The sequence below is a fragment of the Bifidobacterium scardovii JCM 12489 = DSM 13734 genome (genome assembly GCF_001042635.1).
In the GTDB taxonomy this organism is placed as follows: domain Bacteria; phylum Actinomycetota; class Actinomycetes; order Actinomycetales; family Bifidobacteriaceae; genus Bifidobacterium; species Bifidobacterium scardovii.
Genome location: NZ_AP012331.1, coordinates 30,974 through 57,706 on the forward strand (window position 1 = coordinate 30,974; position 26,733 = coordinate 57,706).

Sequence of the window (26,733 nt, forward strand, 5' to 3'; positions counted from 1 at the left end):
TTTTTCTAAAAGTAGTATTTTTAACTTGACAGATATTATTATTATGATTTATCATCATATTAAAGATCAACATCGTGGTTGAAAGGAGAATTGCGGATGAGCACGCACATTGTGGTGATGGGTGTTGCCGGATGCGGCAAGTCCACGGTATCCGAAGCGATTCGGGACAAGATGGGCTTCGTGATGGCGGAAGGCGACGATTTTCACCCTCAGGCCAATATCGACAAGATGAGCGCCGGCATTCCGCTGACCGACGAGGACCGTTGGCCGTGGCTGCGCGTGATCAACACCTGGATGGTGGCCCGTGAGGCGCTCGGCCAGGACACCGTCGTGTCCAGCTCGGCGCTCAAGCATTCCTACCGTGACCTGCTGCGCGAGAACGTGGACGTGTTCTTCGTGCATCTGGTCGGCTCCCAGGAGGAGATCCTGGAGCGGATGAAGGCGCGCACCCACTTCATGCCGCCGTCGCTGCTGGCCAGCCAGTTCGCCACGCTGGAGCCGCTCGGTCCCGATGAGAACGGCGTGGAGATTTCCGTGGACGATCCGGTCGACGTCGTCGTCGACAAGGCCATCGCTGCGGTCCGGCAGTATCAGGAATCCCGGGCCTGAGCCCCTTTCCGTTGTTCTTTTTTCCTTTCCCCCTGCTCTTTCATTTTCGTTCTGTGCGGATCATACGGGTCCCATCGCGTCCATTAAGGAATTTCGAATACCATGAACCTCATCATCGCGGCAATCATCGGCATCGCGGCCATTGTGCTGCTGATCGCCGTCGTCAAGATCCATCCCTTCCTCTCCCTGATGATCGGCTCGTTCGTCATGGCCGTCTGCGCGGGCGTCCCGTTCGACGAATCGTGGGATAGCTTCACCTCCGGCGTCGGATCGACCGTGTCCAATGTCGGTCTGCTCATCGCGCTCGGTTCGATCGTCGGCACGCTGCTGTTCGCCTCGGGCGGCGCCGACGTGATCGTCGATACGATCATGTCGAAGACGCCGCTGCAGATGCTGCCGTGGGCGATGGCGCTCATCGCCTTTGTCGTCGGCATCCCCATGTTCTTCGAGGTCGGCGTCGTCATCCTGATCCCCGTGGTGCTCTTCGCCGCCCGCCGCGCCAAGATGCCGGTCGTGCTGCTCGGCATCCCCGCCCTTGCCGGCCTGTCCACGCTGCACGCCTTCGTGCCGCCGCACCCCGGGCCGCTCGTCGCGATTTCGGCGCTCAACGCGAACCTCGGCGTCACGCTTGGCCTTGGCCTGCTGGTCGCCATCCCGACCGTCATCATCTCCGGCCCGCTGATGGGGCGCCTCATGGCCAAGTGGGTCCCGATCCAGGCTCCCGAGCAGGAAGCCGAAAAGGACGCCAAGAAGGACGCCTCGCAGCGCCCCTCCTTCGCGCAGGCCCTGACCGTGATCCTGCTGCCGGTCGTGCTCATGCTCGCCGCCTCCGTGGTCGATCTGACCGGTCAGGCGAAAACCCTGTGGGGCCGCGTGATCGTGTTCATCGGCACCCCGCTGACCGCGTTGTTCATCACCGCCGTCGTCGCGATGATCCTGCTCGGCTTCATGCAGCACCGCACCCGTGAATTCATCAACGGCGAGGTCGGCAAGTCCTTCGGCTCGGTGGCCGGCATCCTGCTGATCGTGGGCGCCGGCGGCGGCTTCAAGCAGACGCTGGTCGACTCCGGCATCGGCGATGTGATCGCCAACGGCATCACCGAATCCGCGATGAACCCGCTGTTCGCCGGCTGGCTCGTGGCCGTGCTCATCCGACTGGCCACCGGTTCCGCCACCGTCGCCACCGTGACCGCGTCCGGCATCATGGTGCCGCTGGCCGCCGGCATGAGCCCCACCCATCTGGCGCTGCTCGTGCTCGCCATCGGCGCGGGATCGGTGTTCTTCTCCCACCTCAACGACGCCGGCTTCTGGCTGGTCAAGGAATACTTCGGCATGAGCGTCTCCCAGACCATCAAGACGTGGTCGCTGATGGAAACCATGGTCTCCGTGGTCGGACTCGGCTGCGTGATGCTGCTCTCCTTGGTGTTGTGACCCAGCACGGTGCCATTCGTCTAGCCAAATGCCATAGATGCCATAGGAAAGGAACGACAATGCATATCGGAATGATCGGATTGGGCCGCATGGGCGGCAACATGGCCAAGCGGCTCATTGCCGGAGGCCATCAGGTGGTCGGCTACGACATGTCCCCGGAATCCGGGCGCGACGTCGACTCGCTGGAGGCCCTGGTCGCCGCGCTCGACGCGCCTCGCATCGTGTGGGTCATGGTTCCCGCCGGGAAACCGACCGACGATACGATTGACCGCCTCGGCGAACTGCTCGGGCCCGGCGACATGGTCGTGGACGGCGGCAATACCAAGTACGCGGATGATGCCCGCCATGCGGCGCAGCTCGCCGAGCTCGGCATCCATTTCATGGATTGCGGCGTCTCCGGAGGCGTATGGGGCATCGAGCGCGGCTACGCGCTGATGGTCGGCGGCTCGGCCGAGGATTTCGAACGCATGCGTCCGATCTACGAGACGCTCAAGCCTGAAGGCGAGAACGGCCTGGTGCTGGCCGGCCCGATTGGTGGAGGGCACTTCGCCAAGATGGTGCACAATGGCATCGAATACGGCATGATGCAGGCCTTCGGCGAGGGATTCGCCACCATGGTGCGCTCCGATCTGGTGGCCGATCCGGCTGCGGTGATGACCTCGTGGAAGTCCGGCTCGGTCGTGGGGTCCTGGCTCCTCGATCTGCTGGCCGACGCCTTCACAACCGATCCGACGCTGCACAACATGCCGCCGGTCGCCAACGAATCCGGTGAGGCCAAGTGGATGGTGGAGGCCGCGCTCGAGCTCGGCGTGCCGACGCCGGCCACCGCCGCTGCCCTCTACGCGCGCCAGACCTCGCGCGGCGGCGGAGACGACACCCTGCGTGTCGTGTCCACGATGCGCGCGCAGTTCGGCGGGCATGTGACCAAGGCGTGATTGTCGGCCCGGTTATCGGCCTGATCGGTACGGTACATGCGAGTTGTCGGTGCGCGAGTGTGAAGCAACGCTGTTTTAGAACGTTCAATATGGCCATTAAGGCTATGGACAACCGGTTTCACTACTTGGCGTCGCACCGACAACTCGCAGTTATGCAGCACGGCACCCCATCGTAGGGGGTCGAAGTATCGTGCGGTGCGCTGATACGCTTGATACGTCGGCCATAATCGCAAACCCGATAAAGGAGACGGCATGATCGACGGTTTCAAGAAGTTCATTTCCCGCGGCAATGTGATCGATATGGCGGTAGGCGTCGTCATGGGCGCGGCGGTCACCGCCGTGGTCAATTCGATCGTGGACAACCTCATCAACCCGCTGATCGCGATGATCTTCGGCAAGCCCAATATGGACGGGCTGCTCGCATTCACCTTCAACGGGGCCACGGTGTCGTTCGGCGCGATTCTCGGGGCTCTGCTCAACTTCCTGATCATTGCGGTGGCCGTGTACTTCGTGATCCTCGTGCCGATCAACAAGTTCCGGGACATGTCCGAGGCGCTGCTCGTCAAGACCAAGCTCAAGGAATCAGACGACGCCGGGGCGGAAGAGGCGCAAAAACCCGAGTTGTCCCCCGAACAGCAGACGGTGCTGCTGCTCCAGGAGATCCGCGATCAGCTGGCTGAGGCGAATCCGCACCAGTGACCGGCGTACGCAGTGAGGGTCCGCGGTTCAGGCACATCCGGTGTAACGTGCAACAGAGCGCCACAGGCATCCGAATAAGCAAAAACCCTTGAAAACGCTGTTTTCAAGGGTGATCCGTGGAGCATGCCGGGTTCGAACCGGCGACCCTCTGCTTGCAAAGCAGATGCGCTACCAGCTGCGCCAATGCCCCGAATTCATTTATCTGAGAAAAAAAGAGCGGCCCAAGTAGCCGCTGAATTTTCCTGTGGGCCCGGGAGGACTTGAACCTCCGACCTCATCCTTATCAGGGATGCGCTCTAACCACCTGAGCTACGGGCCCGATCCATACGCTTCAAAAGCGCACAAGTAGCTATAGTACCCGTATCCTCGCATATGTCAACTTGAATGTGCATATTCGTGCTTCGGCGTGTCGCGAGAAGTGCCACATAGGGGGGCGTGCATGCGAATATGGCGCGACGGGCCTTGCGATAAGACGGGCTTGCTCGGCTGGAAATGCGCCCGTCAGGGGCCACGGGCTGCCGTGATGAGACAATGGCCCCTATGACCCATCGTCCCCTGCCCCGTCCCTATGATCTGTCCATCGACGGCCTGACGGTCACGATCGCGCACAAGCCCATCAAAAACCTGTACCTGCGCGTCAAGCCCCCGTATGGCAATGTTGAGATTTCCGCGCCCCTGCGCATGAGCGAAGAACGCATCCTCGGGTTTGTCAGGGAACGCCGGTCATGGATACTGCGGCAACGCCAGCGCATGGAAGATGCCCTCCACCGCAGCGTCGATTCCCTTCAGCAGGCCGGTGGCGCCCCTGCTACGGAGGAAAACTCGCGGGGGCACGGGCAGTCCGGATCCGGCGATCGGCGCCCGCTGGAGGGTCCGGCGAACCCGGCTCCGGTCTTCGACCGTTCGGCGGTCTGGACCGAGGAGCGCAAGCGGCAGGCCGGAGAGGCGATCGATGCGGCGCTGCCGTCGCTGCTGGCCGCCTGGGGGCCGGTTATCGGACGCACGCCAACGCATGTCACGCTTCGGCTGATGACGTCGCGTTGGGGGTCATGCACGCCCAGAACCGGCCGTATCCGGCTCAATCTGCAATTGGGATTGATGGAACCGAGGTTTCTGGAATATGTGCTGGTCCACGAGATGACCCATCTGTGGGTCGGCGGCCACGGTGCCGAGTTTCAGCGCCGTATGAGCGCGTACCTGCCGAACTGGCGGCAACTGCGGCGGGAGCTCAACCGGCGCGTGGTGCTGTGAGGCTTTGCCGCGGGATGACAGTATCTCGCGCTTCTGCTTGACTCCCCTCAGACCGCTTCGCGGCCAGCTCCCCTCAGGGAGGGGAGCCAGACACGGTAATCAGGGCACTGGCGGCAGGTATAACCAGCGTCGATGACGGGCCCCGCGCGCCGGATACGCCCTACGCGTAGGCTGCATGGTAACCGTGCGCAACCCGTATGATGGTCGCATCCGATCAGCGGATCGGCGCGGCGGTCAGCTGTCGCATACGACGAATTACGACGAATACGGAAGGGGTGACATGTTCACTCGTGGACTCATGAAGAAGACGATCGCCGGCGTGGCCGCGATCCTCGCCGCAGGATTGGTGTTGGCGGGCTGTGGCGCCGGCGGCGCCAATGGCACGGCCGATACGGCGGGTGAATCGGGCTCATCCTCGAAGTCGGTGGTCACGGTCAACAACGTCGAGCCGGCGGCAGGGCTGATTCCCTCCAACACGAACGATATGGCCGGATGGAAGGTCGTCACGCAGCTGTTCGAAGGCCTGGTGACGTTCAGCGACACCGGCGAACTGGTCTACGCGGATGCGAAGTCGATCACGCCGAACGACGATGCATCGCAGTACACGATCACGCTGCGCAGCGGGTTGAAGTTCTCCAACGGCGAGAAGATCACCGCGCAGACCTATGCGAAGTCCTGGTCCTTCGCGGCCAACGCGGCTAACGGCCAGATGGGCGCCGCGATCTTCGCGACGATCAAGGGATACGACGGCCTGCAGGACGAGCACGGCGACAAGGACGCCCAGCTCTCCGGTCTGGAAGCGGTGAACGACACGACGCTCAAGGTCACGCTTGCCGCTCCGGACTCGTCCTTCGCCTACAAGGTCGGCGACGTGGCGTTCCTGCCGCTGCCGGACGAGGCCTACAAGGACATCGACCAGTTCGGCGAGCAGCCGATCGGCAACGGCCCGTACAAGCTCGATAGCTGGCAGCACGATCATTCGATCAAGCTGGTGCCGAATCCCGAATACGACGGGCCGAGGAAAGCCAAGAACGCCGGCGTGACGTACACGCTGTACACGAACCTCGATTCGGCGTACGCGGATCTGGTGGCCGGCAACCTCGACGTGCTGGATTCGATCCCGAGTTCGGCGTTGGTCACCTATCGCGGCGAGAAGGCCATCCAGCCGTTCAGCAAGGCCGGTCCGGGATTCAAGTCGTTCACCATACCGCAGAATCTCAAGCACTTTACGGGCGAGGAGGGGCGTCTGCGCCGCGCGGCCATCTCCATGGCCATCAACAGAAACAACATCGTGGAGAAGGTGCTGCGCGGCACGGCCACCGCCGCCACCGATTTCACCGCGCCGGTCATCGCCGGGTACGCGAAGGATCTGGACAAGGACGGCGTGCTCGGGTACAGCGCCGATCAGGCCAAGCAGCTGTGGGCGCAGGCCGATGCGATCAATCCGTGGGACGGCACGTTCCGTCTGGCGTACAGCACGGACAGCGGCAGCAAGCAGTGGGTGGACGCGATCGTCAACTCGATCAAGAACGTGCTCGGGATCGATGCGCAGTCGTATCCGTTCCCCACGCAGAAGGACTTCAGCGGGGCCGTGCATGACCGCACGATCGATGCCGCGTTCGTACAGGGGCTGCAGTCCGATTATCCGCATCCCGAAGGTTATCTGGTGCAGGCGTACGACTCGTCGGCGGCTGACGGCAAGGGCCTGAACAACGGCGATTACAAGAGCGGCGAGTTCGACGCCCTGATCGACCAGGCCGCTAGGCAGACCACGTTGGACGGTGCCGTGGAATACTACCATCAGGCCGAACAGGTGCTGCTGAAGGATCTGCCGGTGATCCCGCTGTGGTACGGCAACGTGACGGCCGCCGCCGGCAAGCAGGTCAAGAACGTGAGCTTCAACTACATGGGTCTGCCCGAGTACCAGAACCTGACGAAATAGTGGCGATCCGCGCCGGCGCTCTCGCTGCCCGGCGCGGGCGTGCTGTCGGCATGTGCCGGCCCCGAGCCGTTTGGGGCCGACACATACGAAATGGTTCCACCGAGTTATCGGAATTATGCCGGTATCTCGGTCTGATCTATTACCTATTCATTGCTGAATATGCCGGCCATGTATATGGGCAGGTAAGTTATGCGGTCTTCAACTGAAACGTTGCACGGGCCAAATACGAATCCATTGCTGAGGTGATATTCGGTGTGCGCAAGCACGTTGTTCATTGCGCGATGACGTTTATAGGATTTCCCGGATTTGACCTCGATGGGCAGCACGGTATCGTTACGGTCCTGAATCAGAAAATCAAGCTCACCGAGTTTTTTGCTGTTGTAGTAATACAGGTTGAACCCATGGGCGTGCAATTCCTGGGCCACTGCGTTCTCATAGATTGATCCGTAATTGATATCCGGGTTGCCATCGAGCACGTCCAGTGCGGTTTTTTTGAGGAACGATCCGGTCAACAAGCCGACGTCGTTATAGAAAAGCTTGAAGAGATTGCGCTCCTTGCTCATTTCCAATGGAGTGCACGGCTCGTCTACGTTATATGCGGCGATGGCAACATCCGCGCTGACCAGCCAGTCGAAATCGGCGGCGACTGATTGGAATCGCATGTTCTTCTCGATCTTGGCAAAAGTAAATCTCTTGTTCGGATTGTTGAGCTCACTGGGCACCAAATTGTAAATACCGCGGATATGCAGTCGGTCTTCCCTGCGGGCGTACTGGCTGATATCGCGGCGATATTCGCGCTTGATGTTCTCTTGAATGACGCGTACGTCCGCCACGCTATTGTTTGCCGCGAAAGAGTCGACTGCGGCGGGCATGCCGCCGATGACCAGATACTTGGCATACAGCTCCATGAGCTGCTGGTGAATGAAGCCGTCCACTGCCTGTTGCTCGGTGAGACACGCGGAAAGCATGTCGAACACATCGTCGCCGATATGCTGCGACCAGCAAAACTCTTGAAAATCCAACGGATGCATGTTCAGTTCGGTCAGATAGCCGACGGGCACGGAACGTATGTCCTCCAGTTCGACGCCAAGCAGCGACCCGGAAAGCGCATAATCGAAGCGGCCATCGTCCACAAGAAATTTGATGGCGGTGACCAGCTCCTTGCACCGCTGGACTTCATCGAAGAAGATCAGCGTCTTGCCTGGTACCAGCGGGGTATTTACCGCCAGCTCCAGGCGCATTAATAAGTTCTTCACGTCGCGCGGATGATCGAACAGTGTGACCAGATCTGGATTCTCGATGAAGTTCAGTTCAGCGACATGATCGTAATGCCGCTGGGCGAAATGTCTGATGATATAGGTCTTGCCGGTCTGTCTGGCGCCGGTGACCAGCACGGCGGTGCGTTTCGGTGCGGACGCCCAAGATTCGAGCTTTGCTTCGATTTTTCTCCGCAGCATGGCAAACTCCAATCACGAGAAGGCCTCATCTCTTATATGACTACATTTTCCAACCACTGGTAGACTGATATTTTACACTTTTCTAACCATAAAATCATGTTTTTCTTACGTTTTCCAACCTGAATAGAAGTTGTTTCATACACTTTTCCAACTTGTAGGACGGAAGGGCGGTGTTTCGGTCTTATGGCATCGGCATCGACCTCGGGGACGTGCCTCGATTACGGCGGTGTTTTGTAATAGGCGGTCCCCGCATGGCTTGGCGTGCCGCGTGTCACACGGGATTCGACGCTTGCGGATGACAGGTGACTCTCGATTGAGCAAGCGGCTCGCCGAACCGTTTTTTCCTGAGCGGGAAGGAATACTGCCACTGCCGTATAAGTCTTACTGCTCCTAAATAATAAACGTATAGGGTATTTTGGGGAATAAGTTGACAAATAGAATAAGCATGTGTTATGGTTTTCGTATACTAAACGATTAGCAAAGGAGCATATCGTGGTTTCGAGACCGACATTGAAGGACGTGGGTGCAGCCGCCGGCGTATCCGTGTATGTCGCGTCCCGCGCCCTCCGGGGGGAGAGCGGGGTGGCGCAATCCACCCGGGCCCGCGTGCTCGAGGCGGCATCGCAACTGGGCTACGTGCGTAATGAGATGGCTGCCAGTCTGAAGATGAAGTCCAGTCACACGGTGGGCATTCTCACTGCCTCCGGCCGCAACCAGTATTACTCAATGCTTGCTCAGGCAATCGATAACACATTGCACGAGTACGGCTATTTCGCCGTCACCACGGACATGATCAAGGACCGCACCAATACGCAGGAATCCGAAGGTGAGTCCGTGCGCCTGCTGCTTGAACAGCGCCCGGCGGCCATCATCGCCACCTATGCGCTGCGTCCCGAATCGCTGGAGATCATCGAATCCATGCGCATCCCGGTGGTGTTCGTGGATTCCCCGCCCGCCAAAGCCGGCGTCTATCCTTTCGTCGGCAGCGATAACTATCAGGCGGGCCGCTTGGCCGGTGATTACTTGGGGCGGCTTGGGCACAAGCATGCCATGATTCTTGCTTTCCCGAAAACCTGGCAGACCTTTGAAGCCCGCGTACGCGGATTCAAGGATGCGGCCAAAGAATGGGACATGGATGTTCAGGTGCGTGAAACTCAGGGTAATGATCCCGAGTCGGCATATATCGAGCTTGGCGATCTGCTTGGTAACCATGCCAAAGCGCAATGGCCGGACGCCGTGTTTGCGCTCAATACGATGATGGTGCTCGGCGCTTTCCGGGCCATGAAGGAACGGAATGTAGCGATCGGGCAGGATGTCTCCCTGATCGCCATTGACGACTTTGATTGGGCTCCGATGCTGGATCCACCGCTGACCGTGATTGCGCAGAATATGGAGGAAATCGGCCGCCAGGCCGGGCGCTTCGTGGTCGACGCGATCAAGGGAAATTCTTTGAATGGACAGCAGCTGACGATTGCCGTGAAGCTGATTGAACGGGAATCGTGCCGCGACCGCAATCTCCCTTTGGCTGAGAGGGGGAGAAACCAGTAGCAATAATGGGTTTTCGGGCCCCTGCTTCGGGTCCATTTTTAATAACTTAAAAATAAACGTTTAGCATACAGGATGCCAAACGAGTCAATGGATTGTCGTCGAGATGATCCAGTCAGTACACATCAACCAAATTTCATCCCAATAAAAATTCACATCAGAGCAAAGGAGCTTCCCATGCCATACGCAATCGGTCTCAACAGCGGTTCTTCCTTCGATGGCGTTGACGCCGTCCTCATCGAAATCAACCAGGCCGAAGACGGCAGCGTGCTGCCGCCCAAGTACATTGACGCCCTGTCCATCGATTGGCCCGAGGACATCCAGAAGGAAGTGCTTGCCGCCTTTGACGACACCCTTGGCATATTCAAGCTGACCCGCCTCAACTACGTGTGCGGCGCTGTGTTCGCGCAAGCGGCCACCGAACTCATGAAGAAGCACAACCTGACCGGTACGGACATCGACGTCATCGGTTATGACGGCCAGACCATCTATCAGGAGCCGCCGGAGCACGCGCAGATGCAGAAGTACACCGCCGACAAGCCGTTCTATGAGATGTGGACCAAGTACGGCTATCCGTGCGGTCTGCAGATCGGTGAACCCGGCGTGGTTTCCGTACTTACCGATGCTCCGGTCGTCACCCAGTTCCGCAGCGTCGACCACACTCTGCAAGGTACGGGTGCCCCGTTGATGCAGTACTTCGACTATGTGCTGTTCCGCAATGTCGGCCCCACCGCCACGCTGAACATCGGCGGCATCTCCAACCTGCACCTTGCGTGCGCTGACCGTTCAAAGATGCGCGCTTTCGACTGCGGCCCCGGCAACGTGATGATCGACCAGGCCATGCGCGTGCTGTACGGCAAGGAATACGATGCCAACGGTGAAACCGCGGCTCGCGGTACCATCTATCAGCCGATGCTCGATGAAATGCTGGAACATCCGTTCTTCAAGCGTGAAATCCCGCGTTGCGCCTGGCGTCTGGACTTCGGCGCCGAATACACGCAGCAGATGCTCGACAAGTACGCCGAACTGAGCAACGAGGACAAGCTTGCCACCATCACCGCGTTCACCGCCGAAGCCATCGTCCGCGCCTTCAACGAGTTCGTGGTGCCGGCGGGGCTGGGCGTGAACCGACTGATTGCCAGCGGCGGCGGCGTGCGCAATGACACCCTGATGAAGATGATCGCCGAGCGTTTGCCGGAAGGCGTCGCTCTGGAGACCTCGGATGCCATCGGTGTGCCTCCGCAGTACAAGGAAGCCATCAAGTTCGCCACCATCGCGTTCTCCACCAAGCGCAGCATCGCCGACAATATTCCGGCCGCCTGCGGCGCCGTCAAGTTCGGTATTCTCGGCAAGCTTGTGCTGCCGCCGAGCCAGGCCAAGCTGACTGACTGATTTCCTGATCCTCTTACTGAGAATCCTCGTGTGAGTGAGGCGCGTGGAGCTGGTCTTGCATTCGATCGCTCTGCGCGCCCATACCCACGCCATACCCTACAGGTACAACGTTTTGGAGTAACCATGACAGAATCGGCATCGCAGGAGCGACTGCTGTTGGAAGCGAAGGGCATCACCAAGCGCTTCCCCGGCGTCCTCGCCCTCAGTGGCGTCTCGCTGGGCATCCGGCCTGGCGAGGTTCACGCCTTGATGGGAGAGAACGGCGCCGGCAAATCCACTCTGATGAAGATCATCGGAGGCATTTATCAGCCCGACGGCGGCGAACTGCTGCTCAACGGCGAACCCTACACGCCCAAAGGTCCCGCCGATGCACAAAGCAAAGGCGTCAGCCTTATTCATCAGGAGCTTAACCTTGTTCCCGATCTGACCGTGGCACAGAACATCTTCCTCGGCCGTGAGCCCATGGGTGCAGGCAAGGCGCTGCTGAGTGAAGACAAGGCCGTGAAGAAGGCCACGGAACTGTTGCATCGTATCGGTGTCACATTCGACGCCCGCACCCTTGTGCGCGATCTGCCTGTGGCCAGCCAGCAGATGGTGGAAATCGCCAAAGCCATTTCCTTTGACTCTCAGCTGCTGGTGATGGACGAGCCGACGGCGGCTCTGACCGACCGAGAAGTCGATGCCCTGTTCGCGTTGATTCGCGACTTCGTCTCCCCAACCACGGCGGTGATCTACATCTCGCATCGTATGGAAGAGCTTATGCAGATTTCCGACCGTATCACGGTGTTCCGCGATGGTCGTTTTGTGCAGGAGCTTGCCACTGAGCAGACCAGCCGTGACGAAATAGTTCGCCTTATGGTCGGCCGCAAAATCACCGCCTATGACAGGCCCGAAAAAACGCGTGATGCCCAGGCGGCGCCCACCTTGGAGGTGCGGCACGTCACCAACGCCATGGTCAAGGATGCGTCATTCAGCGTGTACCCCGGCGAGATCCTCGGATTCGGTGGACTGGCCGGTGCCGGACGGACCGAGCTGGCCCGCGCCATTATCGGCGCCGATCCGAAGTCCTCCGGTGAAATCATCGTGGAAGGCAAGTCGGTGACGATTCGCCGTCCGTCCGACGCCGTGGACGCCGGCATCGCCTACCTGTCCGAGGATCGTAAGCAGTATGGCCTGGTCCTTGACAAAACCATCAACGACAATGTCGCTCTTGCCTCGCTGAAAAACTTCACCGACAGAATCGGACTGATCAAGGATGGCAGCATCGCCAAAACCGCGAAAAACTACATCGACGCGTTAAGTATCAAGACTCCCAGCGCCATGCAGCAGGTCAAGAACCTTTCCGGCGGCAACCAGCAAAAGGTCGTCATTGCGAAATGGCTGGCTCGAGACAGCAAGGTGCTGATCTTTGACGAGCCTACTCGAGGCATCGATGTGGGCGCCAAGCAGGAGATCTACACACTGCTCGATCAGCTCGTGCAGGAGGGCCATTGCGTGGTGGTCATCTCTTCTGAGCTGGAAGAGCTGATTCGCGTATCCGACCGAATTCTCGTGATGTGCAACGGCACTATCACCGGCGAACTGAGCCACAAGGAAGCGACTCAGGAACGCATTATGGAGCTTGCCACTACATTCCGCAAATAGCTTACGCGGCGCAGGGTGCGCCCATCCCGCCTTCCTTCCTCTTCCTCCTTTCTTTTCCATTATCCTCTCCCGTCCCCTTACACCAAAGGATTCATTATGTCCAACGACGCACAGGCCGTGAACTCGCCGGTGAAGAAGCCGACGTTGCTCCGCCACTTCTCATCCTCCTCGCTGCAGCAGCTGCTCATTTTCGGTACATGGATCGTGCTGCTGATCGGTTTCTCCATCGCTGATCCGCACTTCATGCGTATGGGCAATATCGTGGCGTTGCTGCTTGCCTCCGCGGTCACCGGTATTCAGGCACTTGGCGTCACCTTCGCCATTGCTACCGGCGGCATTGATATCACGCCTGGTCTGGGTATGGCCATGACCGGTGTCATCACTGCGCTATGCATGGTCACATTCCACCTGCCGATCTGGCTGGCGGTTACTGTCGGCATCCTATCCGGTGCGGTGCTTGGCTGGATCAACGGTCTGCTCATCGCAGGCTTCAATATGCAGCCGATGATTGCCACTCTGGCCATGATGCTGGTGGCCCAGGGCGCGGCTCTGGTGCTGTCCGGATCCAAGCCGGTGTACACCACCGACGAAGTCGGGTTCGACCAGATTGCCCGTGGCACCCAGCTGTTCGGCATTCCGAACGCCGTGTGGATTTTCCTGGTGCTTGCCATCATCTCGTGGGTCATCCTCAACAAGACCCGCCTTGGCCGTTACGCGCTGTCCATGGGTTCCAACGAGGAAGCCACGCGCATGTCCGGCGTGAACGTCCGCCGTTGGAAGTGGGCCATCTATGTGCTCGCCGGTTCGTATACGGGCTTGTCCGGTGTGGTGATGACCTCTCGACTGAGCGCCGCGCAGCCGGCTACCGGTTCCGGCTATGAGATGTATGCCATCGCTGCGGCCGTGATCGGTGGCGCATCCCTGGCTGGTGGCCGTGCGTCCATTGTCGGCACCGTGATTGGCGCACTGATCATCACCACTATCAACAATGGCCTGCAGATCCTGTCCGTGCCCGATCCGTGGCAGAAGATCTTCCTCGGCATCGTGGTGATCGCCGCTGTGCTGGTTGATCTGTATCGCCAGCACAACCAGAAGAAAGTGAAGTAACTGGCCGTTGATCGGCGGAGGCTCGGCAAGCCGTCTCTCTTTCCTGGCGGCTTGCCGGCCCGACCCGGCTTCTTTCCGCACAGCTGTTTCACGGGCTGTTTCATGACTTGAGTTCATAACTGCATATCCATAACTACATATGGTTCAGTGGCATTGCGCTGCTGATACCAACCATTACATCCCTTCTTGAAAGGAAACTTCAATGATGAAGAAGAATAAGGCATTCGCTGCCATCGCTGTTGCCGCACTGTCGCTTATGCCGCTCGCCGCATGCGGATCTGGTTCCGGTGCCGGCGGATATGAGATCGCCATGGTGGCCAAGGGCTTTAGCCAGAGCTTCTGGGTGTCTGTCCACAAGGGGGCCGATGACGCCGCCTCGAAGTATGGCGCCACGGTCACGTTCAACGGCCCCGACAACGATAGCCAGGTCGATAAGCAGGCCGAAATGGTGCAGAACGCGATTAACAAGTCCCCTGATGCGGTGGCGGTCGCTCCACTGGACGAGGCTGCGCTCACTCCGGCTCTGCAGAGCGCCAAGAGCGCGAACATTCCGTTGTTCGCCTTCGACACCGCTTTCGATAAGAACGCGGATCTCATCACCGCCTCGGTGAAGACCAGCAACACGGAGGTCGGCAAGGTTGCTGCCGAGAACTTCATCAAACTGCTCGGAGGCAAGGGCAAGTATGCGGTTATCGCACACAGCCAGACCGATGCCACTTCCACTGAGCGTCGTGATGGATTCCTCGACTATATGAAGGAAAATGCGCCCGACATGGAAATGGTTGGCGATGTGCAGTACAGCAACGCCGATCAGGCCAAGGCTCAGGATATTGCCAGCGCCATTCTGCAGGCGAACCCTGATCTGGACGGTATTTTCACCACCAATGAGGCGACTGTTGTGGGTGCCGCGACGCCGGTGGAATCCGCGAAGAAGTCCGGTCATGACGTGGTGCTTGTCGGCGTTGACTCGGGTAAGGCGCAGCAGCAGTACATTCGTGATGGAGTGATCGCCGGTTCGGTTTCTCAGAATCCATACCAAATTGGCTATAAGACCATCGAGGTCGCCGTGAAGAGTCTCAAGGGTGAGAAGGTCGATAAGTCCATCGACTCTGGCTGCTTCTGGTACGATGCGAGCAACATTGATGACGCCGATGTGCAGCAAGCCATGTATGACTGATAATCGGTAACTGCGATTCCTTTCTATGAAGGAAGATGTCGTCGCAGACGACTGAGGGGAGCCACCGGCGGAAAACGCTGGGGGCTCCCCTCAGTCAGCTTCGCGTATGGCTCCCCTCACAGAGGGGAGCCATACGCATATGTGGCTTATGCCACGCTACGCAAGGTGGCTACGCATGAACCACTGGAACTTTTCGAGCTCCTGAACGTGGTCCTGGATGATGTTGGAGCTGACGACGTCCAGCTCGTCCAGCTCGGCGATGGCCTTGCGGTCGTCGGCGATGAACGCGTCGTAGTACTCGATCAGCGCCTCGAGATACTTCTCGGTGGACTGGCGGCCCTCGACGTCGAACTGCTTCCAGGTGCGGTTGCGGGTGATCGCGTCGGCGCGGCCGTCCGGGGTGCCGCCCAGCGTGGCGATGCGTTCGGCGGTCTCATCGGCCTGAGCCAGCACGGCTTCGACCTCGGGATCGAGCATCTCGTGCACGGCGATGAAATTCGTGCCGGTCACGTTCCAGTGGGCGTGCTTGAGCACCAGAGCGGCTTCCTGCTCCTGGCTCAGGCGGTTCTGCAGAATGGCGATGGCCTTCTCGGAGGCGGCTTCATCCAGACCCGGGACAATAAAGGCAAGTGACATGGTGACATCCTTCCTCATTGGATTGGTATGACCAATATTACGGCTCGGCAGGGCTTCCGCATTCCACCGTAGGCTTAGAATTCAGCTCGATGTTCCCCCGTTCTTTCCCCGTCGTTGCCGCCGCCGGCCGGCGAACGCCGGCACCGCAACGGTCAGGCTTCGGCCTTGCGCACCTCGAGGGTCTCTATGCGCCGGCCGTCGACCTTGGTCACCACCATGTCATAGCCGTCGTCGGAGTGCAGCACGTCGCCGACCTCGCCCATTTTGCCGGTCTTCGCGAGGAAATACCCGGCGACCGTCTCGTACGGGCCGTCCTCCAGCTCGATGCCGGTCAGATCGTCGAAGTCCTCGATGGTCATGCCGCCGTCGATGGTGGCCACGCCGTTGACGAACGCGGTGCGCTGCTGGCGCGCCCCGCCGGGCTCGTCGGGCAGGTCGTACTCGTCGCGGATGTCGCCGACCAGCTCCTCGGTCATGTCCTCGAGCGTGACGATGCCGTCGGTGCCGCCGTACTCGTCGATCACCACGGCCAGGTGGATGCCGCGCTTGCGCAGCAGCTCCAGGCTCGGCAGCAGCTTCGAGGTGCCGGGGAGCGAAATGCCTTCGCGGGTCACGTCGGCCACGGTCTCCGCCTTGGGGTCGCGCACGTCGAGCAGGTCGCGCACGTGCACGAAGCCGAGCACGTCGTCGAAATCCTTGCCGGTCACCGGGTAACGGGAGTACGGCATCTCGCGCACGTAGGCGGCGGCCTCGGCGATGGTCTGCGAGCCGTCTAGGAACACCACGTCGGCGCGCGGGCGCATCACTTCGGCGACGATCGTCTCCGAAGCGTCGAACACGTCGTCCAGAATCGTGCGTTCGTCCTTGCTCAACGACGGGTTCGTGGTGACCAGCATGCGCAGCTCATCATCGGACACTTCGCTTTCGGTCTCATTCGGGTCAAAGCCGAGCAGACGCACGATGCCGTTCGTGTTCTTGCCGATCAGCCAGATGATCGGACGGCAGATCTTCGCGAAGATGTCGATCGCCGGCACCACGGCCCGGGCGATCTGTTCGGTGCGCTGCATGGCGATGCGCTTGGGCACCATTTCGGAGATCACGATCGAGCAGTAGGAGATGATCAGCGTCAGGGAGATGGTGGTCAGCGGCGCGGCGATATGCGCCGGGACACCCCAGCTCTTCACCACCGGCACGAGATACGGCGCAATCGACGATTCGCCGAACGACGCGGACAGGAAGCCGGACAGGGTCACGCCGATCTGTACGGTGGACAGGAAGGTGTTCGGATCGCGCGCGATCTTCGCTACGCGCGCGCCGCGCGCATCCTCCTGCTCCATTTGGTCGATCTGCGATCCGCGCAGGGAGACCAAGGCCAATTCGGTGCCGGAGAATATGGATCCGAGTACAAGGAACACGAAAATCAGGAGGATGTTCAAACCAAGTGACATAACCCCCACTTTAGGGGAGTGGCACGTCAATCCGCGTTAGGGGTACGTAACGGTACACATTGGTACGCATTCGTGTCATAGTGCGCATTGACGCCGATGAAGCGGCTGCGACTACCGTGATCAGGCGTAGACGGTGCTGGTGAGGCACCCGCACGATTCCCTCGGTATCAGCGAGGCCCGGACGAGTTGAAGATCAGGGGTGTTTTCGGAGTCTATCGCCGCGTGGAACAGGCATGTGCCGATGGTCTGGGCGTTTTGCTGCACGACGGTGAGCGATGGCCAGGTGTACTGGGAATCGATAGTGCCATCGAACGAGACGATCGCTATGTCTTCCGGCACCCGCACTTGGCGTTCGTGCAGCGCCCGCAGCGCTCCGATGGCTTCCAGGTCGGAATCGACGAAGATGGCGTCCAGCTGCTTGCCGCTGTTGAGGAGCGCCATCATGGCCTCGTAGCCTCCGGCCCGGGTGAAATGGGCCTGCTTGATCGGGCCGATGGGAAGCGTGCTGTTGTCGAACGCCTGATACCATCCCTGGATGCGCTTGTCGCCGAGCCCCTCGTCGGCCTTGCCGGACAGCATGGCGATGTTCGTGCGTCCATGGTCGATAAGGTGCTGCACGGCGGTCTGCACGGCTGCTCGGAAATCCGTCGATACGCATTTTGCCCCGGGGATAGCCTGGGTCTGATCGAGAAAGACGAACGGGCATTCCTTTCTCGGCACGCTGGCCAGCGCCGATGTCGGTTGCGCCGATGCGATGAGGATGGCGTCGACGTCACGCGCGATGAGCTTGCTGACGCCGTCCATCTCCCTTTCCGGATTTTGGTGGGAGGCTACGAACATGGCGGAGTATCCGCGGCTGGTCGCGATATTCTCCAAAGCGTTGTACACGTCGGAAAAGAACGGGTTGGACAGGTCCGGCACGATGATGCCGATGGTTTTCGACGATCCGGTGCGCAGCGCCTTGGCCATTGAATTCGGGCGGTAATTGAGTTTCTGCGCCGCGTCCCGCACCCGTTCGGCGGTCTCGGGCGCCACGTTCCGAGGGCCGTTGTTGAACACGTAACTTACGACCGCGGTGGAGACGTTCGCCAGCCGGGCGACGTCGGCGCGGGTGGCGCGCTCCCGCTTGTTCCTGAAAGTATCCATGTCAGCATTCTCCCGGTATGTGTGGAAGATGACTTCCTTGTCCATGTCTATGAATCGTACACCAACTGTAGCATAGATCTACTCGAATGAATCAACGGGGTTGATTACAAGATGCTTCATTCTGGTTTCACTAGTTGCGGTGAAGGTGTTGTGGGTATAAAAACGTTGGAATAGTAGTATTTCATGAAGATATTGCATAGTGTACGCTCGGGCGACACGCCGTTTTTCAAAATGTATCTACTCGTGCTGAATCTCAATCAGCGCACAGAGAGAAGGCCCACTAGGGCGCAGCGGTTCGCGCCTCATGCCTCTCCGTCGAATGCGAGGCTCCCGGCGCACGCCGGGAATCGGACGATGAAGTTCTATCGTGAGGAGGAAGTGCAATGAGCGGCACATTGGAGTCGTTGCTTCCGTTGTTTACCGCGGATGATGTTCCCTGCACCGGTCCCGAGGAGATCCCGTCACCGCGCTTCGAGCCGGTCCTTGACGAGCGGGCGCTTCGGGCGACCAGACCCGGCGGCGGCCTGTCCAGATATCCCATGCTGTATATCGGCGAGGGATGCAACACCATGTTCCTGCTGAACCAGGGGAAGGTCATCTGGTCGTACTCCACCGGCGAAGGCTGGGAATACGACGACATCTGGGTGCTCTCCGACGGCAATATCGTCTTCTCCCGCCAGAGCTGGGCCGGCATGGTCACCCCGACCAAACGGCTGATATGGCGGTATGAGATCGGCGGCCCATGGGCTGCGATCCGTCTGCGCAACGGCAATACGCTCATCACCGCCGAAGCGGAACGACGCACCGTCGAAGTCGACCGCAAGGGAAACATCGTATGGCAATGCACGCTCGACGAGATCCCCGAGCCGTACCGGCTGGCCGACAGCCAAAGCTGCGTGCGCCTGCGCAACGGGAACACGGTCCTGTGCTCCCGCGGCGATGGAGGCCGCGCCCCGCAGCTGTTGGAGGTCACCCCCGACAAAGAGGTGGTCTGGAGCGTATACGACTGGGACGTCCTCGGACCGGCATCGGCCGTGCAGATCCTCAGCGATCCGGGAGTCCCGGAGGTTCCCGGGGACTGCGAACGATAGCGCATCGTGATCTGGCATCCATGCAGAAGGGAGAATCGTCAGGCATCATTCATCAACCCACCCGGCGCGTTCCGCGATGATCGGTTCGCGCCGGCATTCCACCACCATTTGCCTATACCTTTCGTGAGGAATAACAATGAGGTTATCGATTAAGAAGTTGCTGGTCGCGGTCGCCGCGTGCTCCATGGTGCTGCCGCTGGTGGCATGCGGGCAGAACGGCGATTCCGGTGCCAAGGACGCCAACGGAAAGCCGATCGTCAAAATCGCCGTGTCCAAGCACTCCCTGACCAAGAAGATGTCCGAGATGAAGTGGCCCAAGGAGTTGGAGGCCGCCTGCGACTGCACCATCGAGTGGCAGGAGGTCAGCTCGGACTGGGATCAGAAGAAGCAGGCCATGTTCACCGCCGGCGAGATCCCCGACATGATCCTCAAGGGCGTGTACCTGAACGATATGGCCACCTATGGCTCCCTGTTCGAGGACCTCACCGACGATATCGACAAGATCCAAGTGCTGCCCTCCGACAAGAAGGGATATTGGCCCAAGACCGTCTCCCGCATGTACATCAACAAACAGTGGCTGGACAAGCTGGGCCTGAGCGTCCCCACGAACTGGGACGAGCTGTACAACGTGCTCAAGGCCTTCAAGACGCAGGACCCGAACGGCAACGGTCAGGCCGATGAGATCCCGATGGACTTCATTTCCCCCGGGACCGGCGGTTTCGGCGACTTCCAGCCGGTGATCCTGCTCGGCAGCCTGGGTCTGTCCTACACCACCTCGGACGGCTACGGCGGGTCCGGATACTACGTGCAGGACGGCAAGGTCGGCACCTTCCTGACCGACGACCGGTACAAGACCCTGGTCGAGTTCCTGAATAAGCTGTGGTCCGACGGTCTGATCAACAAGGAAGCGTTCACCCACGACTACTCGCAGTCCCAGGCCACGACCCGCGGCGACGGCGACACCGCCAAGGTCGGGTTCACCTGGGGATATTCCGCATCGGACCGCTTCGGCGTCAAGCTGGCGGACCAGTACGTGTCGATGGGGCAGATCAAGCACGACGCCAACCAGACGGAGAAGCTGTACTACGATTACGCGAACGACCGTACCGTCTACTCGCAGAGCGCATTGGCCATTCCGCGAACACCAAGTATCTGGATCAGTGCCTGAAGATCGCCAACCAGTTCTACGACCAGGACACCTCCATCGAGGTGCTGTGGGGCGATCTGGGCATCGACACCAAGAAGACCGGCGACAAGTCCTATGAGGTGCTGCCTCCGGCCGACTCCTCCAAGGACCCGGGCACCTGGAAGTGGACCGAGACGCTGGCCGACGACTCCCCGTACTGGATTCGCCCTGATCTGGACATCAAGCTGCCGTCCGACCTCATCGAGGTGCAGGAGCAGGAGAAGGTGCTGGAGCCGGTGCTCAGCCAGATGGACGTGAAGAAGGACATCATCCCGCGTTCGCTGAAATTCACCCCGGAGGATCAGGACACGCTCTCGATGAACAACACCAACATCCTGAACACGGCGATGACCAAGTTCTCGTCGTGGATCACCAAGGGCGGCGTGGATGCCGAGTGGAAGTCCTACGTGGACACGCTTGACAAGGCCGGCATCAACGACAACGTCAAGATCTACCAGAAGTCGTACGACGACTTCTACAAGTGACGGGCATGATGCCGCCGCAAGGGGCACTGCACCCCTGCGGCGGCATCACGTCCCCTCCGCATGAATTATCGAATGTACGCCAGGCAGAGGCTGGATGTTATGAGTGAAGCAATATCAGACAAATCCGCTGTGGCGCCCTCCGGCGTCACGCATGACGCGAGTCGGGGCGCGGCGAAACCGTCAAAGACCGCCGGTGCCAAACGGTCCGCGGCGCACAGGAGCACGCTGCCGTTCGGGGCGTATCTCAAGCGCACATGGCAGCTGTACGCGATGATCATACCCGCGATGGTCATCGTGGCGATCTTCTCATACGGCCCGATGTGGGGCATCCAGCTGGCGTTCCGGGACTACAGCTTCAGCAAGGGGATCGCCGGCGGGCGCATCGACGCCGGGCGGCAAGCCGGTCCAGTCGCTGGACGTCGACTGCGGCATCGTGACCGGCGACGTGTATGGCGGGGCGAACGACGATACGCGCATTGGAGCGGGCATTCCGGTTGCGGTACGCATACACGGCATCGACCGGGGCCTGTTCGGCGACATGCTGGACATCGCCGTATGGGAGACCGTGTATACGGGTCCGGATGGCGTGGCGGCCTCGCCGCGTGTGGTGGCTGCGAGGCATGCCGTGACAGTGACGGACGGAACGGTCGAGATCACCGTCCCCAGCGCGGACCGTTATGCGGGGTACCGTCTGGTGTCCACGCCGTGCACCGACAACCCCATCGGAGCCGACGGGGTGACGACCGGCCGTGCGCTGCTCGCCGTCGAGGCCGAGGACACGGTGATCGGCGGCGGGGCGAACATCCAGCTGCACGGCGACGACACCGGATCGTGGGGAGACTTCATGTTCTCCGGCAATGCCGATGTCGTCGATTTCAGGACCGGCGCGTTCCTCACCTGGCGTGTGGCCGTTCCGTCCAGCGGTTCGTATCGACTGCAGCTCATTACGGCGGCCCCCGGCCAACCCGGCACCAACCGGGTGATCCTTGACGGCGAGTGCGTCGGCACGCTCCGCGTGCCTGCCGAGCTGGCGCTGAAGGACACCGCAAAATGGAAATACCGTGGCAGCGCGGAACTGGTGATCGATGGAATGACCGCCGGAGAGCACGACATCACCATTGAGGCGTCCGGTGCGGATAATGCGTGCGACAAAATACTGCTGTATCAGGTTTCCGGTGACGCCGGCGCGGCGGACCGTGTGACGTATCCGGCAGTGGATTTCCGCCTCCATGGTCACGCGGCGCTGCGGTATGACGGTAAGAGGACCCTTCGGTGATTCGTCTCGAAGCCGAGAGCCTGGTGCTGGGCGGCGAAGCGGCGGTACAGGCCGCCGGCCCCTCGTCGAATGCCGGGAACGGCCATTTCGTCACCGGGCTGGGCTGTCGGTTCGAAACCGCGGAGCACGGCGCCGAGGGCTATGGCGACAGGACTCGCGCCGTGGCCGATGAGCATCATGTGCCGGTCGTGCGCTCGCAGAACCGCGGCACGATGACGATTCCCAAGGGAACCGTGCCGGCCGGTACGTACGTCATGTCCGTGAGCTTTTCCAACAACGCGTTCATCGGGCAGCATTCCTACAACCCGCAGGTCGCGGATCTGGGGCTGCAGGTGCGTACGGGGTCCGGCCATGGCGCGGAGATCGCCCGCGGATCATTCCGATACGCCTATACCGACCAGTATTTCATGAATCGTTCCATGGTCCTGACCACGGACGGCTCGGCGCTGGTACTGGACAATTGGGATCCGGTCGGCACCGGCCGGGGTGCGGTCTCCTGGGGCGTGGCGCCGAATGCGGATGCGATCGTGTTCTACCCGGTGCTGGCGGCACGGTGAGCGGCCGCCGGTCTGCAGGCCGAGGCGCCGGCCGCCGGTCGCTCAGAAGCTCAGCACCTCGACCTTGCCGTTGCTGAGCTGGTAGCGTGCGCCGACGATCATCAGGCGGTCGTGGGCCAGGGCGTTCTGGATCACTTCCGAACGGGAGACCAGATCCTCGATGGTGTGTGCGACATGCACCCGCTCGATGTCCGCCGGGTCGTCGACCTCGGCCTCGCGCGCCTGCCAGATCGACATGCCGACCGAGCGCAGGATGATCGACTCGGATTCGGCGATGCGTTCGTCGAGATCGTCCATCGCGTCGGCCGCCTCCAGCGAGCTGGCGGGATCGGTGGTGGCCGCGTCGATCATCGAGTCGAGTTCGTGCGTCGCCAGATCGATCGCGCCGCATCCCTCATGGCCCATCACGATCAACAGGCTGACGTGAAGTGAGTCGACGGCATATTCCAGCGAGGCGAGCACCGCGTCGTCGATGACCTGCCCGGCCGTGCGAATCGTGAACAGGTCGCCCAGACCGGCGTCGAAGACGATTTCGGGAGGGACGCGCGAATCGGAGCACGACAGCACCGCGGCGTCCGGATTCTGCCGGTCGATCAGCGATTCGCGGGTCTGCGGGTCCTGCCACGGATGCTCGTTCTTGCCTTCGGCGAAACGGCGATTGCCCGCCAGCAGACGGCTCCATGTCGCGTTCGCCGTCGATTCCTTCTCGAAGTCCGCCTGTGCCATGAAAACCTCCGTTGTCAGCTGACTGCTGACTTCCATACTAGCGGGGTGAATCGGCGTAGCAGTCACGGGGATGGATCGCTTACTCAGCTCTAAGCGTAATGAGAGCGTTCACTGCGGTGCGACGTGCGCTTGTGGATGGACGCCGCGCCTACGCGCGCAAGGGTTTGGCATCGGTGTGACGAGTCTCATACGCGGGCCGGCCCGCGGCGCGGCCGATGTCGTTACGATGAGAAAGTAACCCAGAGGAATCCCGAAAGGAACGATGATGACTCTTCTGCAGCACGAATTGACCGATTTCAAGGTGCAGGCCTTCCAGAACAACGCCTTCCGCGAGGTGACCAAGAGCGATGTGCTCGGCCACTGGTCCGTGTTCTTCTTCTACCCCGCCGATTTCACCTTCGTGTGCCCGACTGAGCTCGAGGACCTTGCCGACAAGTACGAGGACTTCAAGAAGATCGGCTGCGAGATCTACTCCGTCTCCTGCGACACCCACTTCGTGCACAAGGCCTGGCACGACGCCAACGAGAAGATCGCTAAGATCCAGTACCCGATGCTGGCCGATCCGACCGCACTGCTCGCCAAGGATCTTGACACCTACAACGAGGCCGATGGCGTGGCCGAGCGCGGCGACTTCATCGTGAACCCCGAAGGCAAGGTCGTGGCCTACGAGGTCATCTCCTCCAACGTCGGCCGCAACGCCGACGAGCTGCTGCGCCGCGTGCAGGCCTCCCAGTTCGTCTACGAGCACGGCGATCAGGTGTGCCCGGCCAAGTGGACCCCGGGCGAGGAGACCATCGAGCCGAGCCTCGATCTGGTCGGCCAGCTGTGATTGGCGTTTGACGGACGGTACCTTGGCTCCCCTCTATGAGGGGAGCTGTCGAACGGAGTGAGACTGAGGGGAGCCCAGCGAATTGATTGACTCGCGATACTCCCCTCAGTCGCTTTCGGCGACAGCTCCCCTCAGGGAGGGGAGCCTCTGTATATGCAAGGAGTTTCTATGACCCAGACCAACAATGACCTGTATGACGTCGTCGTCATCGGCGGCGGTCCGGCGGGGCTCACCGCGGGCCTGTACCTGGCCCGTGCGCGCTACCGCGTGCTGATTCTCGAGAAGGATGATTTCGGCGGGCAGATCACCATCACCAACGAGGTCGTCAACTACCCCGGCGTGGGTCGCACCTCGGGGCGCGCGCTCACGCAGACCATGCGCCAGCAGGCCAAGGACTTCGGCGCCGAATTCCTGTCCGCCGAAGCGACCGGTCTCGATGTCGAAGGCGACATCAAAACCGTGCACACCTCGCGAGGCGACCTCAAGACCTTCGGCATTCTCATCGCTACCGGCGCCAGCCCGCGCAAACTGGGCTTCGAGGGCGAGGCCGAGTACGCCGGCCGCGGCGTGGCCTATTGCGCCACCTGCGACGGCGAATTCTTCACCGGCAAGGAGGTGCTGGTGATCGGCGGCGGATTCGCCGCGGCCGAGGAATCGGTGTTCCTGACCAAGTACGCCTCCAAGGTCACGCTGCTCGTGCGCGAGGAGGACTTCACCTGCGACGCCGCCGTGGCGGCCGAAGCCAAGAACAATCCCAAGATCGACGTGCGCTATCGGGTCGAGCTCAAGGGCGTCACCGCCGGGCAAGGCGGCCTGCGCGAGGCCTCGATCCTGAACCTGGCCACGGGTCAAACCGAAACGTGGAAGCCGGCCGACGCCGGTACCTTCGGCGTCTTCGTATTCGCCGGCTACGTGCCCGCCACCGATCTGGTGCGTGGGGTGGTGGAGCTGGATGACCACGGCTACGTGGTTACGCACGGCTATCTCGAAACCTCGGTGCCGGGTGTGTACGCGGCCGGCGATCTGCGCGTGAAGAACCTGCGCCAGGTGGTCACCGCCACGGCCGACGGCGCGATCGCCGCCGTGGAACTGGAGCGCTACGCCAAGCAGCTGAGCGAGAAAACCGGATTGGTGCCGCCGCGCCCGACCGCCTCCGCCTACGAGGAGTCCGAGGCCGCCGCTGCCGCGAACTCAGCCGCCTCGGCCGCCGGTACTACTCCCGCCCCGGCTCCCGTCAAGCGCAGCGCCGATGCCGCGGCCGCGGCCGGCGCCGCCAAGAAGCCCGGCGAGCTGTTCTCCGCCGCCATCAAGCAGCAGCTTGGCGTGGTGTTCGGCCGCATGACCCAGCCTGTCACACTGGCCCTCGAGTTGGACGATACGCCGCTTTCGGCGGAATTGCAGGGATTCATCGGCGAAATGGTCGCCCTGTCCAATGGCAAGCTGAACTCGGTCGCGGTCGATGCCGCGGGGCTGATCACGGCCGTGGACGGCTCCGATGCGCCGACTTCGCTGGTGGTCGGCGAGCCGCTGGCGGTCGTTTTGTCGGATGGCACCGAGCTACCCACTTATGGTTCGCTGGATGATTCCGGCCGTGCCGAATTCGATGTCGCCGGCGTCCTGCCGGTCGCGCGCCCGGCCGTGCGCATCTGCGTGCCCGGTGAGGATGGGTCGGCCGGTGCCGGCAAGCTGGTCTTCACCGGACTCGCCTTCCACGGCGTGCCCTCCGGCCATGAGTTCAACTCCTTCGTGCTCGGCCTGTATAACGCGGCCGGCCCCGGTCAGCCGCTGGACGACGATCTGTCGGCTCGGGCGAAGGCCATCACGGACCCGCTGAACATCATGATCCTCGTCTCGCTCACCTGCACGATGTGCCCGGAGACCGTGCTCGCCTCCCAGCGCATCGCCTCCCTGAGCCCGGCCGTGCGCGCCGAAGCCTACGACGTCTCGCATTTCCCCGAACTCAAGGACCAGTACGGCGCGATGAGCGTGCCGTGCATCGTCGTCACGCACGCCGACGGCACCCAGCAGGTCGAATTCGGCAAGAAGAGCATCCCTCAGATGCTCACGCTGATCGGCGCGTAAGCGTCTGATCGCCAGCAGTACTCAATAGCAAAACAACGATTCTGCCGCGATCTCCCATATTTTCCAATATGTTCTAGTCGCT

General features: G+C 60.9%; 23 protein-coding genes and 2 tRNA genes. 18 read left to right on the plus strand and 7 right to left on the minus strand.

From position 1 onward, the window contains the following. The first annotated feature begins 96 nt into the window (after positions 1–96). The 4 genes from BBSC_RS00115 to mscL all read left to right on the plus strand — a co-directional run bounded on the left by BBSC_RS00115 (position 97) and on the right by mscL (position 3,674). A complete protein-coding gene (locus BBSC_RS00115) occupies positions 97–609 on the plus strand; it encodes a gluconokinase (protein WP_033517715.1) in 513 nt (170 codons plus the stop codon). A 102-nt stretch (positions 610–711) separates the two neighbouring features. Further along, positions 712–2,040, plus strand: a complete 1,329-nt coding sequence (locus BBSC_RS00120; protein WP_033517713.1) for a GntP family permease — start codon at positions 712–714, stop codon at positions 2,038–2,040. Between the two features lie 14 nt (positions 2,041–2,054). Continuing rightward, a complete protein-coding gene (gnd, locus tag BBSC_RS00125) occupies positions 2,055–2,975 on the plus strand; it encodes a phosphogluconate dehydrogenase (NAD(+)-dependent, decarboxylating) (protein WP_269429194.1) in 921 nt (306 codons plus the stop codon). Positions 2,976–3,227: 252 nt separating this feature from the next. Continuing rightward, on the plus strand, positions 3,228–3,674 hold the full coding sequence (mscL, locus tag BBSC_RS00130) for a large conductance mechanosensitive channel protein MscL (RefSeq protein WP_033517709.1): 447 nt from the start codon (positions 3,228–3,230) through the stop codon (positions 3,672–3,674). Positions 3,675–3,791: 117 nt separating this feature from the next. On the opposite strand, the gene BBSC_RS00135 is transcribed toward mscL, so the two are convergent. Together BBSC_RS00135 and BBSC_RS00140 are read right to left on the minus strand one after the other, a co-directional pair. Beyond that, positions 3,792–3,864 (minus strand) — tRNA-Ala (locus tag BBSC_RS00135). A 55-nt stretch (positions 3,865–3,919) separates the two neighbouring features. Next, positions 3,920–3,993, minus strand: a tRNA-Ile gene (locus BBSC_RS00140). A gap of 212 nt (positions 3,994–4,205) precedes the next feature. Here BBSC_RS00140 and BBSC_RS00145 point away from each other — a divergent pair. Further along, positions 4,206–4,925 carry a YgjP family zinc-dependent metalloprotease gene (locus BBSC_RS00145; RefSeq protein ID WP_046726135.1) on the plus strand — a complete coding sequence of 240 codons (720 nt, stop codon included), beginning with the start codon at positions 4,206–4,208 and terminating at the stop codon, positions 4,923–4,925. A gap of 280 nt (positions 4,926–5,205) precedes the next feature. Beyond that, positions 5,206–6,867, plus strand: coding sequence for a peptide ABC transporter substrate-binding protein (locus BBSC_RS00150; RefSeq protein WP_046726134.1), 1,662 nt, complete (start codon positions 5,206–5,208; stop codon positions 6,865–6,867). Between the two features lie 143 nt (positions 6,868–7,010). Here BBSC_RS00150 and BBSC_RS00155 read toward each other — a convergent pair whose 3' ends face one another. Beyond that, positions 7,011–8,324, minus strand: a complete 1,314-nt coding sequence (locus BBSC_RS00155; RefSeq protein WP_033517705.1) for an ATP-binding protein — start codon at positions 8,322–8,324, stop codon at positions 7,011–7,013. Positions 8,325–8,816: 492 nt separating this feature from the next. Here BBSC_RS00155 and BBSC_RS00160 point away from each other — a divergent pair, with 492 nt between their 5' ends. The 5 genes from BBSC_RS00160 to BBSC_RS00180 all read left to right on the plus strand — a co-directional run bounded on the left by BBSC_RS00160 (position 8,817) and on the right by BBSC_RS00180 (position 15,189). Further along, entirely contained in the window at positions 8,817–9,872 is a 1,056-nt protein-coding gene (locus tag BBSC_RS00160) for a LacI family DNA-binding transcriptional regulator (protein WP_033517703.1), read from the plus strand. A 174-nt stretch (positions 9,873–10,046) separates the two neighbouring features. Then, positions 10,047–11,261 (plus strand): anhydro-N-acetylmuramic acid kinase, encoded by a 1,215-nt coding sequence (locus BBSC_RS00165; protein ID WP_033517701.1) that lies wholly within the window; start codon positions 10,047–10,049, stop codon positions 11,259–11,261. A gap of 123 nt (positions 11,262–11,384) precedes the next feature. Beyond that, on the plus strand, positions 11,385–12,905 hold the full coding sequence (locus BBSC_RS00170) for a sugar ABC transporter ATP-binding protein (RefSeq protein ID WP_033517699.1): 1,521 nt from the start codon (positions 11,385–11,387) through the stop codon (positions 12,903–12,905). A 96-nt stretch (positions 12,906–13,001) separates the two neighbouring features. Beyond that, a complete protein-coding gene (locus BBSC_RS00175) occupies positions 13,002–14,012 on the plus strand; it encodes an ABC transporter permease (RefSeq protein WP_033517697.1) in 1,011 nt (336 codons plus the stop codon). Between the two features lie 202 nt (positions 14,013–14,214). Then, positions 14,215–15,189, plus strand: coding sequence for an ABC transporter substrate-binding protein (locus tag BBSC_RS00180; protein ID WP_231649104.1), 975 nt, complete (start codon positions 14,215–14,217; stop codon positions 15,187–15,189). Between the two features lie 156 nt (positions 15,190–15,345). Here the strand turns inward: BBSC_RS00180 and BBSC_RS00185 are convergent, their stop codons facing one another. From BBSC_RS00185 to BBSC_RS00195, 3 genes are all read right to left on the minus strand, one after another. Continuing rightward, positions 15,346–15,825 carry a Dps family protein gene (locus BBSC_RS00185; protein ID WP_033517696.1) on the minus strand — a complete coding sequence of 160 codons (480 nt, stop codon included), beginning with the start codon at positions 15,823–15,825 and terminating at the stop codon, positions 15,346–15,348. Between the two features lie 152 nt (positions 15,826–15,977). Next, on the minus strand, positions 15,978–17,273 hold the full coding sequence (locus tag BBSC_RS00190) for a hemolysin family protein (RefSeq protein WP_033517695.1): 1,296 nt from the start codon (positions 17,271–17,273) through the stop codon (positions 15,978–15,980). 120 nt (positions 17,274–17,393) lie between these two features. Next, positions 17,394–18,419, minus strand: coding sequence for a LacI family DNA-binding transcriptional regulator (locus BBSC_RS00195; RefSeq protein WP_033517692.1), 1,026 nt, complete (start codon positions 18,417–18,419; stop codon positions 17,394–17,396). Between the two features lie 383 nt (positions 18,420–18,802). On the opposite strand from BBSC_RS00195, the gene BBSC_RS12655 reads away from it, so the two are divergent. The 5 genes from BBSC_RS12655 to BBSC_RS14095 all read left to right on the plus strand — a co-directional run bounded on the left by BBSC_RS12655 (position 18,803) and on the right by BBSC_RS14095 (position 23,014). Then, the gene (locus BBSC_RS12655; RefSeq protein WP_051923219.1) at positions 18,803–19,510 is read left to right on the plus strand and encodes a hypothetical protein; all 708 of its coding nucleotides are present in this window, start codon (positions 18,803–18,805) and stop codon (positions 19,508–19,510) included. Positions 19,511–19,646: 136 nt separating this feature from the next. After that, entirely contained in the window at positions 19,647–20,678 is a 1,032-nt protein-coding gene (locus BBSC_RS12975) for an extracellular solute-binding protein (RefSeq protein ID WP_081892988.1), read from the plus strand. Between the two features lie 41 nt (positions 20,679–20,719). Next, positions 20,720–21,181, plus strand: coding sequence for a hypothetical protein (locus tag BBSC_RS13075; RefSeq protein ID WP_049185219.1), 462 nt, complete (start codon positions 20,720–20,722; stop codon positions 21,179–21,181). Between the two features lie 433 nt (positions 21,182–21,614). Next, positions 21,615–22,457 (plus strand): hypothetical protein, encoded by an 843-nt coding sequence (locus BBSC_RS00215; RefSeq protein WP_033517689.1) that lies wholly within the window; start codon positions 21,615–21,617, stop codon positions 22,455–22,457. Next, a complete protein-coding gene (locus tag BBSC_RS14095) occupies positions 22,454–23,014 on the plus strand; it encodes a hypothetical protein (RefSeq protein WP_231649101.1) in 561 nt (186 codons plus the stop codon). Before BBSC_RS00215 ends, BBSC_RS14095 begins: the two co-directional genes overlap by 4 nt. A 42-nt stretch (positions 23,015–23,056) precedes the next feature. Here the strand turns inward: BBSC_RS14095 and BBSC_RS00225 are convergent, their stop codons facing one another. After that, a complete protein-coding gene (locus BBSC_RS00225; RefSeq protein ID WP_033517686.1) occupies positions 23,057–23,740 on the minus strand; it encodes a carbonic anhydrase in 684 nt (227 codons plus the stop codon). A gap of 265 nt (positions 23,741–24,005) precedes the next feature. Here BBSC_RS00225 and ahpC point away from each other — a divergent pair, with 265 nt between their 5' ends. Together ahpC and BBSC_RS00235 are read left to right on the plus strand one after the other, a co-directional pair. Next, positions 24,006–24,569, plus strand: a complete 564-nt coding sequence (gene ahpC / locus BBSC_RS00230; RefSeq protein WP_033517684.1) for an alkyl hydroperoxide reductase subunit C — start codon at positions 24,006–24,008, stop codon at positions 24,567–24,569. Between the two features lie 168 nt (positions 24,570–24,737). Beyond that, a complete protein-coding gene (locus BBSC_RS00235; protein WP_033517683.1) occupies positions 24,738–26,651 on the plus strand; it encodes an FAD-dependent oxidoreductase in 1,914 nt (637 codons plus the stop codon). The last annotated feature ends 82 nt before the right edge of the window (positions 26,652–26,733 follow it).